Here is a 15,560-nt window from a genome sequence, read left to right on the forward strand (position 1 = left end):
GCGCGACAGCCGCACAGCGGTACGACGGCAGCTCGACGACCGGCGGCCGTTCAGCGGCCCGGCGATCCCCTTCGGTGCCCGGTGGCCGATCAGTGGCCCAGCGGCCAGGACCCCACCGTCTCGTAACGGGGCTGGGTGCCCGCCGCCCCGGGGACGGGCGGATGGCTGCGCACCAGGGCCAGGGCGTCGACCGTCCAGGGGGCACCGGCGAAATCCTTCAGGGCGGCCGCGTACGGGCGCAGGTCCAGACCGGGGACGCGGTTGCGGGCGAGGGTGAGGTGGGGGGTGTACGGGCGGTGCTCTTCCTCCATGGCCACGCCCGCCCGGCGGCCCGCTGCCGACGCCGCGCCCGCGAGCGTGCGCATGGCGGGCCGGTCGCCGTCGGCCCCGGCCCACACCACCCGGTCCGAGAAGCGGCCGCCGCCGGCGATCCGCAGAGGGTAGGGATCGCGGCGGCCGGCCGCGCGGCCCAGGCGTTCTCGCAGGCCGGGGACGATCTCCTCGGGCACCTCGCCGTAGAAGGCAAGGGTGAAGTGCCAGCTGTCCGGGCCCGGCCACCGCAGCCGGTCGGCGGCCGGCAGCTTCTTCAACTGCGCTACCTCGGCAGCCAGTTCCTCGATCGCGGGAGCAGGCGGCAGGACGGCGGCGAAGAGTCTCATGCGGTCAGTGTGGCGCAGGGCTCGCGCCGTCCGGCAGATCGCGGCCCGGAAGCGCGCCGCACCCCCGCCCTACGTCACCGCCCCACCCCTACGCCGCCGGAGCCATGCTCCGCTCCGCCGAGGCCGAGGCACTGGCACTGGCACTGGCACTGGCACTGGCGGTGGCGGTGGCGGTGGCGGTGGCGGTGGCGGTGGCGGCAGAAACCCGCGGAACGAACGCGACGTGCCGATGCCCCCGGCGCAGATCGATCTTCAGGCGCAGGCCGCCCACCCTGGCGAGGATCAGGCCGATGACGGCCGCGGAGACCATGGAGACCAGGCCGCCGGCCAGGAAGCCGATCCGGGCGCCGAAGGCGTCGGTGATCCAGCCGACCACGGGTGCGCCCAGCGGGGTGCCGCCCACGAAGACCATCATGAACAGGCTCATCACCCGGCCGCGCATCAGCGGATCGGTGGCCATCTGGATGCTCGAATTGGCGGTGACGTTCACCGTCAGGCCGACCATGCCGATCGGGGCGAGGAGCGCCGCGAAGACCCAGAACGTCGGGGCGAGCGCGGCGGCGATCTCCAGGGCGCCGAAGAGGACCGCCGCGCCGACCAGCAGCCGCATCCGGGAGCCGGCGCGGCGGGCGGCGAGCAGTGCGCCGATCAGCGAGCCCGCCGCCATCAGCCCGTTGAACAGCGAGTAGGTACCGGCGCCCTGGTGGTAGACGTGGTAGTCGAACGCGGTCAGCCAGATCGGGAAGTTGAAGCCGAAGGTCCCGATGAAGCCGACCAGGACGATGGGCCAGAGCAGGTCGGGACGCCCCGACACATACCGCAGCCCCTCCCGCAGCTGGCCCTTGCTGCGCGGGACCCGGTCGACCTTGTGGAGTTCGGAGGTCCGCATCATCAGGAGCCCGGTGAGCGGGGCGATGAACGAGAGGCCGTTGAGCAGGAAGGCCCAGCCGCTGCCGAAGGCGGTGATCAGGACACCGGCGACGGCCGGCCCGATCAGCCGCGCGGACTGGAAGTTGGCGGAGTTGAGGCTGACGGCGTTGCGCAGCTCGTCCTGGCCGACCATCTCGGAGACGAAGGCCTGCCGGGAGGGGTTGTCGACGACGGTGACCAGGCCGAGGACGAAGGCGACCAGGTAGACGTGCCAGACCTGCACCTGGCCGCTCAGCGTGAGCGCGGCGAGGGCGAGGCCGGTCAGGCCCATGGCGGACTGGGTGAACAGGAGCAGCGTGCGCTTGGCGAAGCGGTCGGCGATGACGCCGCCGTAGAGCCCGAAGAGCAGCATCGGCAGGAACTGCAGCGCGGTGGTGATACCGACCGCGCCGGACGAGCCGGTGAGGCTGAGCACCAGCCAGTCCTGGGCGATGCGCTGCATCCAGGTGCCCGTGTTGGACACCACCTGGCCGGTGGCGAAGAGGCGGTAGTTACGGATGCGGAGTGAGCTGAACGTGCCCTTGCGCGGTGTGGCGGCGGGGCCGGTGGCGACGTCAGGGGCGGGGCCCTGCGGGGTCGCGGTCGCGTCGTCGGAAACCGTGTCGTGTGGGGAGTTCGGTGCGGGGGCGGAGTGTGCTCCGGATCCCGTACTCAACGTTCGCCTCCTCGGCCTCGGGGTCTACAGCTGTGCGAGCTTCTCCAGCACGGGCGCGGCGGCCCGCACCTTCGCCCACTCGTCCGCGTCCAGCCCGGAGGCCAGCTCGGCGAGCCAGGCGTTGCGCTTGCGGCGGCTCTCCTCCAGCATCGCCTCGGCCTGCTCGGTCTGCGTGACGACCTTCTGGCGGCGGTCGTCGGGGTGGGCTTCGAGCCGGACCAGTCCCTTGGCCTCCAGCATGGCCACGATGCGGGTCATCGACGGCGGCTGCACATGCTCCTTGCGGGCCAGCTCACCGGGGGTGGCGCTGCCGCAGCGGAACAGGGTGCCGAGCACCGACATCTCGGTGGGGCTCAGCGATTCGTCGACCCGCTGGTGCTTGAGGCGGCGCGACAGGCGCATCACGGCGGACCGCAGGGCGTTCACCGCGGCCGCGTCGTCTGGGGGTGCCTCCCGGCCGTCAGGCTGGGGGCGGGACAGTTCCGGCATGGTCTTTAGCATAACTCATTACCCTTTCTAAGGAAAGCCAGAGGGTGCTGCCCGTCGGACTTCACCCATACGGGTGAGGACGCGGCCGAAAGCGACGCACCTGACCGCGTACGGACGGGACCGTTTCCGCATGGGATCGCAAGTGCTCAGCCTGCGCGTGGACGGGGAGCTGCTGGACCGGATACGGCAGCACGCCGCAAAACGCGGAATGAGCGTCCAGGACTATGTGGTCCGGACGCTCATCCGCGAGGATTTCGACGAGCGCTTCCAGTCGTCTCTCGACGAGACGAAGAAGCTGAGGGAGGCGCTGGGGGTGCGCCGGCCCGCTACTTGACGCCGAGCGCCTGCTCGATCGGGTCGAGCAGGAAGTAGATCAGGAAGCAGAGCCCGACCACGTTCAGCAGCCAGGGGATCTCCTTGAAGCGGCCGGTCGCCGAGCGCAGCAGGATGAAGGCCAGCACGCCGATGCCGATGCCGTTGGTGATGCTGTAGGTGAACGGCATCGAGACCATCGTCAGGAACGCGGGAATGCCGATGGTGAAGTCGCCCCAGTCGATGTCCCGGACGTTCGAGGCCATGATCAGGAAGCCGACGACCAGCAGGGCGGGCGTGGCGGCCTGTGCGGGGACGACGGTCGCCAGCGGCGTGAAGACCAGCGCGAGCAGGAAGAGGCCACCGGTCATCAGGTTCGCGAGACCGGTGCGGGCGCCCTCGCCGACACCGGCCGTGGACTCCACGAAGCAGGTGTTGGCGGAGGCGGAGCCGAAACCGCCGCCCGCGACCGCGATGCCGTCGACCATGAGGATCCGGCCCATGTTCGGCAGCTGGCCGGTCTCGTTGTCCAGCAGGCCGGCCTCCTCGCCGACGCCGATGATGGTGCCCATCGCGTCGAAGAAGCCGGACAGCAGCACGGTGAAGACGAACAGGCAGCCGGTCAGCACACCGACTTCCTTGAAGCCGCCGAAGAGACTGATCTGACCGATCAGGCCGAAGTCCGGACTGCCGATGATCTTGTCCGGCACGTTCGGGACCGCCAGGCCCCAGGACGCGTCCGGGATCTGCACCAGCGCGTTGATGACGATCGCGACCACGGCCATGCTGACCATGCCGATCAGGATCGCGCCCCTGACCTTCCGCACGACCAGCACGAACATCAGCACCAGGCCGAGGACGAAGACCAGCACCGGCCAGCCCTTGAGCTGTCCGCCCTGCCCCAGGCCCATCGGCACGGTGGTGTGCGCGGCATCCGGGTTACGCGTCACGAAGCCGGCGTCGACCAGGCCGATCAGCGAGATGAACAGGCCGATGCCGATGGCGATGGCCCGTCGCAGCCCGTTGGGGATCGCGTCCATCACCCGCTGCCGCAGACCCGAGGCGACCAGGATCATCAGCACCAGACCGGCGAGCACGACCATGCCCATCGCGTCCGGCCAGCTCATCTTGGGGGCGAGCTGCAGGGACACCACGGCGTTGATGCCCAGGCCCGCGGCGATGGCGATCGGGACATTGCCGACGACGCCCATCAGCACCGTGCTCAGACCGGCCATCAGCGCGGTGGCGGTGACCAGCTGGGCGTTGTCGAGATGATGGCCGAACTTGTCGACTCCGGAGCCGAGAATGATCGGATTCAGCACGATGATGTAGGCCATCGCGAAGAACGTCGCCAGGCCGCCGCGGAGCTCACGGCCGACCGTCGACCCCCGCTCGGAGATCTTGAAGAAGCGGTCCAGGCCGTTCTTGGGGGGCTTCGGACCTGGGCTCTTGAGCGGGTCGACCGGCGTGGTGGCCGAGGGGGGCATGCGGGGACCTCAGTCGGACGGGCCTGGGCAGGCGTGGGGGCCCGGGGGCCCGGGACACATAACAGAAACGGGAGACAACCGGATCAGGTTGGATGAAGAGACGAGCCGAACCAGCCGTATCCAGAAAGGTTCAGTATGAATAAACAAGCCACTGATCACCATCTCCGCGCGTAGACCCTTGTGGCGCAAGGTCCAGACAGGTCACCCCACCGGGTTCCGGACCCTTCCCACCGCCGCCCGCGGCCCCCGCACCCCGTCCCCGTAAGCTGGCCACCATGTGGAAGAAGTCCGAACTGCGCGAGGCCCCGGCGCCTCTTGAGGGCCCCGTCGTCGGCACGATCACCGGCGGCACCATCATCTGGTTCGTGCTCTTCCTCGGCCAGCTCCCCTTCTACGGCTGGTTCGCCGACCACGGCCACAGCTGGTGGGTGTGGACCTGCCTGGCCGGCGGCGGCCTCGGACTGATCGGCATCTGGTACGTACGGGCCCGGGACGCCGCGATCAAGCGCTCCGCCGCGACGGCCGGGCAGCCCGCCGACCAGCACTGAGCGCCCGCCCCCGCCGCCTCGCCCGAGCCGGCGGGTGAAGTGCCCGTTCCGCCCGTAACGTCGAGGGCATGACGGAGCGGGCGAGCGCCGGACCCGAGTACTCCGGACCGGACCGCGCGCCGGCCCGGCGGACCGCCCGGGCACCGGTCACCCCCGGACTGACCGCCGCCGAGGTCGCGGAGCGGGTCGCCCGGGGCGAGGTCAACGACGTCCCCGTACGGTCCTCCCGCTCGGCCGCCGAGATCGTCCGCGCCAATGTCTTCACCCGCTTCAACGCGATCATCGGCGTGCTCTTCGTGATCATCCTGATCGTCGGCCCGATCCAGGACGGCCTGTTCGGCTTCGTCATCGTCGCCAACACCGGCATCGGCATCATCCAGGAACTGCGCGCCAAGAAGACCCTGGACAGCCTGGCGGTCATCGGCGAGGCACGGCCGACCGTCCGGCGCGACGGGGCCACCGCCGAGATCCCCACCTCCGCGGTGGTCCTCGACGACGTCATCGAACTCGGGCCCGGCGACAAGGTCATCGTCGACGGCGAGGTGCGGGAGAGCGACGGCCTGGAGATCGACGAGTCGCTGCTGACCGGCGAGGCCGATCCGGTCCTGAAGAAGCCCGGCGATCCGGCGATGTCCGGTAGCTTCGTCGTCGCGGGCAGCGGCGCCTTCACCGCCACCCAGGTCGGCCGCCAGGCGTACGCGGCCCGGCTCGCCGAGGAGGCCAGCCGCTTCACCCTGGTCCACTCGGAACTGCGCAGCGGCATCAGCCGGATCCTCAAGTACGTGACCTGGATGATGATCCCGACCGCGATCGGCCTGGTCCTCAGCCAGCTGCTCACCCTCGGACTGCCGGGCGACGCGGCCGTCCGCCGGATGGTGGCCGGCATCGTACCGATGATCCCCGAGGGCCTGGTGCTGCTCACCTCCGTCGCCTTCGCGATCGGTGTCATCCGGCTCGGGCGCAAGAAGTGCCTGGTCCAGGAGCTGCCCGCGATCGAGGGGCTGGCCCGGGTCGATGTGGTGTGCCTGGACAAGACCGGCACGCTGACCGAGGGCGGGATGGACGTCCACGGGCTGCGGCCCCTCGACGGCGACCAGGCGCAGATCGAGCAGGTGCTGGGCGCGCTGGGTGCGTCCGATCCACGGCCCAACGCCTCCCTCCAGGCGGTCATCGAGGCGTATCCGGCGGACGACGGCTGGCGCTGCACCAGGGCGCTGCCGTTCTCCTCCGCCCGCAAATACAGCGGCGCCGCCCTCAACGGCCCGGACGGCGAGAGCAGCACCTGGCTGCTCGGTGCCCCGGACGTCCTGCTGCCGCCCGGCGACCGCCACCTCGCCGAGACCGACGACCTCAACGCCCAGGGCCTGCGCGTCCTGCTGCTGGCCCGCACCGCACGGGAGCTGGACGACCCCGAGGTCACCCGGGACGTACGGCCCGCCGCGCTGGTCGTCCTGGAGCAGCGGCTGCGCCCGGACGCCCCCGACACCCTGCGCTACTTCGCGGGGCAGGACGTCGCGGCCAAGGTGATCTCCGGCGACAACGCGGTGTCGGTGGGCGCGGTGGCCGGCAAACTGGGGCTGCCGGGCGCGGGCGCGGCGGTGGACGCGCGCGAACTGCCCGGCGACCGCGAGGCCATGGCGGCCGCGGTGGAGAAGTCCGCGGTCTTCGGCCGGGTCACCCCGCAGCAGAAGCGGGAGCTGGTCGCCGCGCTGCAGGTGCGCGGTCACACCGTCGCGATGACCGGCGACGGCGTCAACGACGTCCTCGCCCTCAAGGACGCCGACATCGGCGTCGCCATGGGCTCCGGCTCCGAGGCCACCCGCGCCGTCGCCCAGATCGTCCTGCTCGACAACAGCTTCGCCACGCTGCCCTCGGTCGTCGCCGAGGGCCGCCGGGTCATCGGCAACATCACCCGCGTCGCCACCCTCTTCCTCACCAAGACCGTCTACTCGGTCCTGCTGGCGATCCTGGTGGCCTGCTGCCAGATCCCGTACCCGTACCTGCCGCGGCACCTGACCCTGCTCTCCACCCTGACCATCGGCATCCCCGCGTTCTTCCTCGCCCTGGCCCCCAACAAGGAGCGCGCCCGGCCGCACTTCGTCCGCCGGGTGATGCGCTACGCCGTGCCCTCGGGTCTGATCACGGGCCTCGCCGCCTTCACCACCTACCTGCTCGCCCGCGCCTACTACACCGGCCCGGGGGCTCTGTCCGCCGAGACCAGCGCCGCCACCCTGACGCTCTTCCTCGCCGCGATGTGGGTACTGGCGATCATCGCCCGCCCCTACACCTGGTGGCGGATCGCCCTGGTCCTGGCGATGGGCCTGGCCTTCCTCGCGGTCCTCGCCACCCCCTGGCTGCAGCGGTTCTTCGACCTGCGCCTGGTCGGCACGACGCTGCCGTGGACGGCGGTCGCCATCGCGGTGGTGGCGGCGGTGCTGCTGGAGCTCACCTGGCGCCGGGTACGACGGCGCTTCCCGGCCTGACGAACGGGCGGGCGCGCCCCACCTGACACCGTGGGCCCGTCGCTTCGGCCCGCCTCGCCTCCCCTGGAGTCCATGTCCATGACAGTCCACCCCGGGCCCCGCGCCTTCGACATCCTGGCGCGCTCGCACCACAGCATCAGCCACTACACCCGCCATTACGGCGGCCACTACGGATCGTCCACCTCCGGCGTCTCGCTCGGCTCCTGGTGGATGATCCCGCTCGGCGTCGTGCTCGGTGTCGCCTGGGTGTTCATCAAGCGGCGGTTCCGGTCCGGGTGAGCGAACAGCCGGAGCCTCCGCCCGCGGCCCCTTGCCTTCCTCTCCAACTCCCCTCCCCCGTCGCAGTTTTGACGCATTACCGCGTCGTCTCGCAGCGTCGGGCGTTAGCGTGTTCGACGAAAGATCAAGACCGGTAGGGGGACCCGGTCCGGAACAGGCCGAAGTGGGCCACCGCGCCGTTCCCCTGCCACTCGGAACGGAGCGTGGGATGCAGGGAAGGACCGTGCTGGTCACCGGAGCCACCCGGGGAATCGGCCTGGCCGTCAGCCACCGACTCGCCGCCGAGGGCGCCCAGGTGCTGGGCATCGCCCGCTCCGCCCCGCGGACGGATTTCCCCGGCCTGCTCACGCCCTGCGATCTGGCCGACGAGGAGCAGACCCGAGAGGTGCTGCTGAGCCTGGCGCGGGACCGCCAGGTGCACGGCGTGGTCAGCAACGTCGGCATCGCACTGCCCGAACCGCTGAGTGAGGTCAGCACCACGAATCTGCAGACGGTCTTCGACCTGAACGTGCGTGCCGCGGTGCAGGTCGCCCAGGCCTTCGTCGGCGGCATGCGGGAGCAGGGCCGGGGGCGGATCGTCAACGTGGCCAGCCGCGCCGTCTTCGGCGCGCGCGGCCGCAGCAGCTACTCCGCCGCGAAGAGCGCCCTGGTGGGCCTGACCCGGACCTGGGCACTGGAACTGGCCGAACACGGGGTCACCGTCAACGCGGTCGCCCCTGGTCCGGTCGACACCGAGCTGTTCCACCGGACCCGCCCGGCCGGAAGCGAGGCGGAGGCCCGGGTACTGCAGACCATCCCGATGCGCAGGCTGGGCCGCCCCGAGGAGATCGCCGCCGCCATCTGCTTCCTCCTCGGCGACGACGCGGGCTTCATCACCGGGCAGACCCTGTGCGTGGACGGCGGCGGCAGCATCCCCGGCCGCTGACGGCGCAGCCGCCCGGCCCCGGTCCGGCAGGCGGCACGACGGGCGAAGAGTACCTGCCCGGCGGATTCTCCGGTCGCCGGCGCCGTACTACGCTCCGGCCCCATGACACTCCACGGGGACCTGGCGTACAAGGTGCTGGCGAGCTCGCACCGCCACTACCACCACACCGGCAGCCACTACGGCGGCACCGGCGACGGCACCCTCGACTGGTGGGTGTGGCCCCTCCTCGCCCTCTCCGCGATCGTCGTCGTCTGGAGCCTGGTCAAGAGGTTCCGCTCGCAATGACGCCTTGCCGGCAGGTCTCGTACGAGGCCAGGTCCGCCGGGTCCTGGGTCGCGAGCGCCAGATATCCGTCGGGCCGTACGAGAAAGAGTCCGCGGTCCCCGTACGCCTTGTGGGCGTGCCCGTCCACGTCGATGACGTCGGCCTGTTCGCCGGGGCGGCCGACCCGGACCAGCCGGTAGCGCTCGGAGGCCGGGGCGTCGGTCCCGCCGAAGGCGAGGAGCGTGGCGTGCGGGCCGCGGAAGAGGTCGAAGAGACGGGTGGGCCCGCAGGGGGCGTCAGGGGCGCGGTCTCCGGCGCGCAGTGCGTCGTCGGCCAGGCCCTCGCGGCACTCGCGGGTCAGGGGGCTCGCCCGGTAGCCGAGGCCCAGTTGGAGGGTCTCGGCGCCGCGCCGGGAGAAGCCGCGGTCGGTGTCCACCCGGTCCCGCTCGAAGACCTGGGTGGTGAGGGCCAGCACCTGCTGCGCGACCGGCCGCCGCTCGGCCTCATAGGTGTCGAGGAGCGCGTCGGGGGCACCGCGCAGCGCGGCGCCGAGCTTCCAGCCGAGGTTGTACGCGTCCTGGATGCTGGTGTTGAGGCCCTGGCCGCCCGTAGGGGAGTGAATGTGCGCGGCATCGCCCGCGAGCAGGACGCGGCCGACGCGGAAACGGTCGGCGGCCCCGGCCTTGATGCGCAGCACCGAGGACCACCGCACCTCGTGCACCCGCACGCCCTCGTGGCCGGTGCGCTCCACGAGCAGTTGCCGGACGGCCTCGGGCGTGGCGTCGGGCGTGAAGTCCGGGCCCGCGCCGCCGAAGTGGGCGAGCAGCTGGAAGAGGTCCGCCCCTTCGAGCGGGCGGAGCGCGACGCGCCCGCCCGGCGCGGTGGGCCACACATGCCAGTGCGCGCGGTCGAATCCGTCCACGAGGACGTCCGCGATCAGCGTCGGGTCGGTGACGATATCGGTGACGGGGAAGCCCACCCCGAGGGTCTTGCGGACCGTGCTGCGTCCGCCGTCGGCCGCGACCAGATAGCCGGCCCGTACGGCCGACCCGGTGCCGTCCGGCCCGCGCAGCCGCGCTGTCACCCCGTCCGCGTCCTGCTCGAAGCCGGTCAGCTCGCAGCCGAACTCGACGCTGCCGCCCAGCTCTTCGAGGCGCGCCCGGAGGATCTCGACGGTGCGCCACTGCGGGAGCATCCACATCTCGCCGTACGGGACGTGGGGCGAGGGCTCGGAGCGCTCGACCGTGTCCCACTCGGCGACACGTGTGGTGCCGTCCCAGCTCTGGAGGCGCTGGACGGGGCCGCCCGCCGCGCGTATCGCGTCGATGACGCCCAGGTCGTCGAAGACCTCCAGGGTGCGCGGCTGGAGGCCGGAGCCGCGTGAGCCGGGAAAGCCGCGGCTCTCCCGCTCCACGACGCGGCAGGCGATCTGGCGCCGGGCGAGGTCGCAGGCGAGCACCAGGCCGGTGGGCCCGGCTCCGGCGATCAGAACTTCCGTGGTGGCGGTTGCGGGCAGGCTCATCACAGGTTCCTTGACGTCGTCAGGCCGCGCCCCGGCACAGGAGGGGCGGCCCGCCTCACAGCGAGGCGTGCCGGTACGTCATATACGAGGCGCCCGAAGGGCACGAAACGGACCGGTTGGGAACCCTCATCGGTCCGTTTCGTGCCCCTGGGCAGCGCCCTTGCCGCCCTCCGTCAGTCGAACCACCGCGCCCGCGCCAGCTCTTCGCCCCGCTCCGGGTCTTCCAGGAGGGCGGCGACCTCGAAGCGGCGCGGCCACTGGCCCGCCGCCCAGGCCAGGCCCGCGGCCACGCCTTCCAGGGTCGCGGCGTGCACGGTGCCGTCCGGTGTCCGGCGCCAGTCCAGCTCGGCGGGGGCCTCGGCGCCGTCGGGGCCGTCGGGGCCGTCGGGGCCGTCGGGGCCGTCGGGGCCGTCGGGGCCGTCGGGGCCGTCGGGGCCGTCGACCAGCAACTCCTCGTGTTCCACGTACGCCTCGGGGGTGGCGGCGCCGAGCAGCACCCGGACGGCTTCCGGCACCTCATGGCGTACGCCCTCGGAGCGGACCCCGGCGCCGACCGCCTCGCTCAGCCGCCGGACCTGCAGCAGCTCCGCCAGCTCCGCCGCGCGGGCGGGCCGCACCGGGAGCAGGGCGAGGCCGGACGCGAGCGGCACCAGGTCCGGCGCGTCGGCGACCACCGCATCCGCCGCGTCGACCACCCGGACCTCTTCGTCGCGCACGACCCGCAGCTCGTCGGGCAGCGTCACCTGCTCGGGGTCCAGATCCGCCAGCAGGCCGTAGATCGCGTGGAGTTGGGCGGCACCGACGGGCAGCTCCGGGTCCGCGAGGCGGGTCAGCAGCTCCGCCGCACCGCCCGGCTCGTCCAGGAGGGCGGCGACGGAGGTGCGCACGCCGAGCGCGCGCAGCACCTGTGCATCGACCTCGCCCGCGTCCGCGGACTCGTACAGCCCGGCCAGCAGCGGATCGCCGCCCGCCGAGCGCAGACCGGCGGGCCGGCGGCCGTCGAGCACCGGGTGCCCGCGCAGCCACCAGGCGGTGTACGGGCGGACGGATTCGGTGGTGCCGTCGGGGAGCAGCACCCGCACCGGTGCGGTCAGGGCGTCGCGCAGCGGCGGACGGGAGAGCATGGCCAGCACCTGAGGCCAGGCGTCGTCGTCGACCAGATCGAGGTCGCGCACCGCGACCAGTTCGGTCACCACCGGCGGCACGGGGGTCTCGGGCAGGGCGTCGAGGATGTCCTCGCACCACACGTCCACCGCGTCCAGCAGCCCGACGTCGTCCGGCTCGGCGAAGTCGCCTTCCCGGGGCTCCATCTCATCCGGGTCGAGTACGACATCGGTGGCCCGGACGAGCGCGAAGTCGGCCATGACGCCCACGGCGGTCAGCGGCTGCTCACCCCAGCGTTCGGCCAACTCCCCCTCGCATGCCGCGAGTTCACCCTCCCGGATGACCCGTTCGAAGGCACTTCCCGGGTACACCAGCTCACCCGCGGGCGCCAGTTCGCCGTCCTCGTCGGGCAGGGCGAGCGCCCCGAGCCAGGGCTCGTCGCCCGGTGCCAGGCCTGCGTCCCTGACCAGGCCGAGGACCGCCTCCGCCAGCTCCTCGGCGCCCAGCGGGGCGCCCGGCCCACCCTCGATCTCGTCGGCGAAGACGTCATAGGCGTCCTCGTCCGCGTCCAGCGAGTTCGCGACGGCCGCGCGCACCTGCGGCGTGGTCAGCACGGCACGGGGCTGGGCCGGGGTGGCGCCCAGCTTCTCCAGCAGCGGGTGCACCGCGTCGGGGTGGGCGACCTTCAGCCCGAGCCGGGCCAGCGTGCGGTGCCGGGCCGCGGCGTCCTCGTCACCGCCGCCGGGCAGCGGCAGCAGCACCTGACGCGGCCCGATGGTGGTCCGTACGCCGTCGCCCCCGCCGGGCCCCTGGGCCGCGGTGCCCGCCAGCGGGACCGGCAGCCCGCTGAGCCGGTCCGGGTCGGTGCCGGCCAGCGCGTCGTAGAGCCGCCACCACCAGCCGGGCGAGCGTTCGACGCCGGCCAGCCGGTCCACCATCTCGCCGAGGCCCACCCGGGCCACGCCCAGCGCCCGCAGCTCCGGACGGCGTTCGAGGCCGGCCGGCAGCAGGCTCGGGAAGAGTTCGGCCAGCACGCCGACCGTCGCCGCGCCCGCGCCCTCCACCAGCTCGGCGTCCACCGGGCGCAGGACGAAGCGGTCCACCCCGCCGTCCTCGTCCCACTCCCCCGCCGCCGGCGCCTCCGGCTCGGCGGGCCGGCCACCGGGCGCACCCGCGCTCGGCAGGAACCGCACCCGCGGCAGCAGCTCCAGCACCCGCCGGCGCAGCTCACCGTCCAGGCCTCCCTTGCCCAGCGGCCCCGGCACCAGATCGAGCGTGCCGACGGACACCGGCTGCCAGTCGCCCAGCAGCGCCGCGTAGGCCGCGGCCGCCCGCTCCACCAGGAAGTCCGCCAGCGGGCCCGGCGCGACATGCCGCCGGGTCGGCTCCAGCGGGAACGAGGCGATCAGCAGCGCGGGCAGCCCCAGCTGCTCGTCCGTGGGCGTCGGCGCGTGCACCACCGCCGCGGTCCCCGGCTGCGCCGGAGCGCCCTCGCCGTCCACCGGTACCGCCCAGGTCACCGACCAGGACGGCCGCAGCCGCTCCTCGACCGGCCGGTCCGCCAGCAGCGCCGGGTCCAGCGCACCGCCGTCGCTCGCCACCCGCCACCGGGTGGCACCGCGCTCGCTGTCCTCGATCAGGACATACGGACCGTCCTGGCTCCGCCTCAACTCCCGTACGTGCTCAGGGGTCTCGATCACGACCTCGGACAGCCCCGGCAGGGTCAGCAGCAGCGCCGCGTCGACCGCGTCCAGCAGCCGCTCGGCGAGATCCTGCGCCGCGCCGTCCCGCAGCGGCAGCACGACGGCGGTGTCATACCCCTCGGGCGCCCCGCCCTCCGCGGGCAGCGGCAGCCGCAGCAGCGGTACGTGGCCGTCGCGCCGGCGCAACTCACCGCCCAGCCCGGGGCTGTGCGCCGCGACCTCCTCCGCCATCGCCCGCGCCTCGGCCAGCGACCAGCGGACGCCGCCGGTGCGGCCCACCAGCGCCGGCTCATCGCTCACGGACAGCACCGCGGCGAAGCCCACGCCGAACCGGCCGACCGCCCCGGCCGCCACGCTGGGTTCCCGCTTCGCGGACGCCCGCAGCGTCGACAGCGACTCGACGCCGGTGGCGTCCAGCGGGGCGCCGGTGTTGGACGCGACGAGTACGGCGGGGGCGTCGCCGTTCGCCGCGTGCAGGGTCAGCCGCAGCCGGCCGGGGACGCCGGCCCGTGCCGCCGCATCAGCCGCGTTCTGCGCCAGCTCCACGGCGAGCCGGTCGCGGTAGCCGCCGAGCGCCAGGTCCTCCTCGGCGTTGGCATCCTCCCGGAACCGGGCCGGCGAGGTGGCCCAGGCATCCAGCACGCCACGCCGCAGCCGCCCCGTCCCGAACGGGTCTCCGGCTGCGCCTCGCACCAAGGACGTAGCGATCACTGTCCGTCTCCCTAAGCGTGTGTCGGTGGCCCGACGGTATCGCCCCACGTTGCCGGGTGCCCCGCCGTGCCTGTTTCCCGCCTTCGGCGGGGGGTGGTGTTTGGGCGGGGGCCGCTTGCTGTTGGTGGTGGGTGCCGGTGGCGGGCCTCCGGGGTGGGTGTGTGGACTGCTTCGCTTTACGTCCACACACCCACCCCTCCGGCCCACCACCTCCCGCCCGGGACGGCGACCCCCGCCCGGTGGGAGTGAAGGTTCTAAAAACCAGAAGCTCGGCCGCGCCGTGGCATAGCCGATGCTTGGGGTCTTTGGTCTTGTCCTTCACCCCCACCGGGGTGGGGTCCCACAACCGACGGGAGGGGGCGGGGCCGGAGGGGTGGGTTGTCGGACGTAAAGCGAAGCAGTCCGACAACCCACCCCGGAGGCCCCGAACCCGCCACCCACCACAAACCCGGGACCCCACCCCACACACCCACCCCCGCCGGAGGCGAAACGCAAAGCGGCGCCGCAGAAAACAACGTGGGGCAGAGGCCCAGCGCGCCAGCGCGCCTAGCTGTGGCCGAGCTCCTCGGCGGGCCCGGTCTCCTCGACCGACCCACCGTCCCGCTCCGGCCGGAGCGACAACGGCTCGACAACCGTCTCGTCAACAACCGGCGCGGCCGGCCGCGACGGTTTCGGCATCACGGCGGCCTCGGAATGCGCCCCGCACCCGTACGCGAGGGAGACGACCCGGCCGTCCGCGGGGGAGAACTCGTTGGCGCAGACGCCGAAGGCCTGGCCGAGGGAGCCGGGCAGCAGGGTGAGGAAGCCGCAGCTCACGCAGGTGGCGGGGGCCGCCTGGGCCATGGGGGCCTTGGCGCCGAAGGCCTCTTCCCAGCGGTCGGCCGCGGTGTGCAGGCCGTAGCGGGAGAGCACCCGGGCGCGGCGCATGCCCAGTTCCTCGGCGACCGCGGCGATGCTGCCGCGGTCGGGGGCGGGCTGGATCGCGGGCGAGCCGGGGACGACGTCCGCTTCCTCGGAGTCCGCGATGTCGGCGAGGTCGGCGGCCATGCCCTCGGCGAGGGGGGAGTTCGGCGGCGGGGCGTCCTCGCCGGTGTAACCGGGCTCCAGGCGCAGGTCGTCGGCCTCGGTGGGCAGCAGGTCGCCGGGGCCCATGTCGCCGGGGCGCAGCCGCTCGCTCCACGGCACCCACTCCGGTGCGAGCAGCGCGTCGGGGCCGGGCAGCAGGACCGCCTCATCGAGCGTGACGAGCTTGGCGCGGGAGGCCCGGGCGACGGTCACGGCCCAGCGCCAGCCGCGGTAGCCGGGCTCGTTGCAGGCGAAGAGGTGGGTGACGACGCGGTCTCCGTCGGCCACCGCATCGATGTGCTCGCCGACCATGCCGGGCAGCGCGGCTTCCTCCGCCGCCTCCCGGGCAAGGTCGACCGCCGCGGCGCACAGGCGGTCAGGGGTACGGCTTCGCATCGCAGCACTCACAAGAATCGATTCTCTC

At 73.0% G+C, this 15,560-nt stretch carries 13 protein-coding genes; 6 read left to right on the plus strand and 7 right to left on the minus strand.

Translation table 11 applies throughout. The features are described from left to right. Positions 1 to 89: 89 nt before the first annotated feature. From thpR to D9V36_RS18035, 3 genes are all read right to left on the minus strand, one after another. Positions 90 to 659 (minus strand): RNA 2',3'-cyclic phosphodiesterase, encoded by a 570-nt coding sequence (gene thpR, locus D9V36_RS18025; RefSeq protein ID WP_129294692.1) that lies wholly within the window; start codon positions 657 to 659, stop codon positions 90 to 92. 88 nt (positions 660 to 747) lie between these two features. Further along, positions 748 to 2,244 (minus strand): MFS transporter, encoded by a 1,497-nt coding sequence (locus D9V36_RS18030; protein ID WP_241720919.1) that lies wholly within the window; start codon positions 2,242 to 2,244, stop codon positions 748 to 750. A 24-nt stretch (positions 2,245 to 2,268) separates the two neighbouring features. Beyond that, entirely contained in the window at positions 2,269 to 2,733 is a 465-nt protein-coding gene (locus D9V36_RS18035; RefSeq protein ID WP_129294693.1) for a MarR family winged helix-turn-helix transcriptional regulator, read from the minus strand. Between the two features lie 130 nt (positions 2,734 to 2,863). On the opposite strand from D9V36_RS18035, the gene D9V36_RS18040 reads away from it, so the two are divergent. Continuing rightward, positions 2,864 to 3,067 (plus strand): hypothetical protein, encoded by a 204-nt coding sequence (locus tag D9V36_RS18040; RefSeq protein WP_129294694.1) that lies wholly within the window; start codon positions 2,864 to 2,866, stop codon positions 3,065 to 3,067. Here D9V36_RS18040 and D9V36_RS18045 read toward each other — a convergent pair. Then, positions 3,060 to 4,532 (minus strand): NCS2 family permease, encoded by a 1,473-nt coding sequence (locus tag D9V36_RS18045; protein WP_129294695.1) that lies wholly within the window; start codon positions 4,530 to 4,532, stop codon positions 3,060 to 3,062. The two genes, D9V36_RS18040 and D9V36_RS18045, sit on opposite strands and share 8 nt — an antisense overlap. A 275-nt stretch (positions 4,533 to 4,807) precedes the next feature. On the opposite strand from D9V36_RS18045, the gene D9V36_RS18050 reads away from it, so the two are divergent. The 5 genes from D9V36_RS18050 to D9V36_RS18070 all read left to right on the plus strand — a co-directional run bounded on the left by D9V36_RS18050 (position 4,808) and on the right by D9V36_RS18070 (position 9,052). Beyond that, the gene (locus tag D9V36_RS18050) at positions 4,808 to 5,080 is read left to right on the plus strand and encodes a DUF2530 domain-containing protein (RefSeq protein WP_129294696.1); all 273 of its coding nucleotides are present in this window, start codon (positions 4,808 to 4,810) and stop codon (positions 5,078 to 5,080) included. A gap of 68 nt (positions 5,081 to 5,148) precedes the next feature. Next, positions 5,149 to 7,563: a cation-translocating P-type ATPase gene (locus tag D9V36_RS18055; protein ID WP_129294697.1), complete on the plus strand. Its 2,415-nt coding sequence runs from the start codon at positions 5,149 to 5,151 to the stop codon at positions 7,561 to 7,563. A 72-nt stretch (positions 7,564 to 7,635) separates the two neighbouring features. Then, positions 7,636 to 7,842 (plus strand): hypothetical protein, encoded by a 207-nt coding sequence (locus D9V36_RS18060; protein ID WP_129294698.1) that lies wholly within the window; start codon positions 7,636 to 7,638, stop codon positions 7,840 to 7,842. 208 nt (positions 7,843 to 8,050) lie between these two features. Next, a complete protein-coding gene (locus D9V36_RS18065) occupies positions 8,051 to 8,767 on the plus strand; it encodes an SDR family oxidoreductase (RefSeq protein ID WP_129294699.1) in 717 nt (238 codons plus the stop codon). Between the two features lie 102 nt (positions 8,768 to 8,869). After that, entirely contained in the window at positions 8,870 to 9,052 is a 183-nt protein-coding gene (locus tag D9V36_RS18070; RefSeq protein WP_129294700.1) for a hypothetical protein, read from the plus strand. On the opposite strand, the gene D9V36_RS18075 is transcribed toward D9V36_RS18070, so the two are convergent. From D9V36_RS18075 to D9V36_RS18085, 3 genes are all read right to left on the minus strand, one after another. Further along, entirely contained in the window at positions 9,030 to 10,553 is a 1,524-nt protein-coding gene (locus D9V36_RS18075) for an FAD-dependent monooxygenase (RefSeq protein WP_129294701.1), read from the minus strand. The two genes, D9V36_RS18070 and D9V36_RS18075, sit on opposite strands and share 23 nt — an antisense overlap. A 173-nt stretch (positions 10,554 to 10,726) precedes the next feature. Beyond that, on the minus strand, positions 10,727 to 14,002 hold the full coding sequence (locus D9V36_RS18080) for a sacsin N-terminal ATP-binding-like domain-containing protein (protein ID WP_431357756.1): 3,276 nt from the start codon (positions 14,000 to 14,002) through the stop codon (positions 10,727 to 10,729). 615 nt (positions 14,003 to 14,617) lie between these two features. Next, complete coding sequence (locus tag D9V36_RS18085; RefSeq protein WP_129294703.1) at positions 14,618 to 15,532, minus strand: DUF3027 domain-containing protein; 915 nt, start codon at positions 15,530 to 15,532, stop codon at positions 14,618 to 14,620. Between the last annotated feature and the right edge of the window lie 28 nt (positions 15,533 to 15,560).

It is taken from the genome of Streptomyces lydicus (genome assembly GCF_004125265.1).
Lineage (GTDB): Bacteria > Actinomycetota > Actinomycetes > Streptomycetales > Streptomycetaceae > Streptomyces > Streptomyces lydicus_C.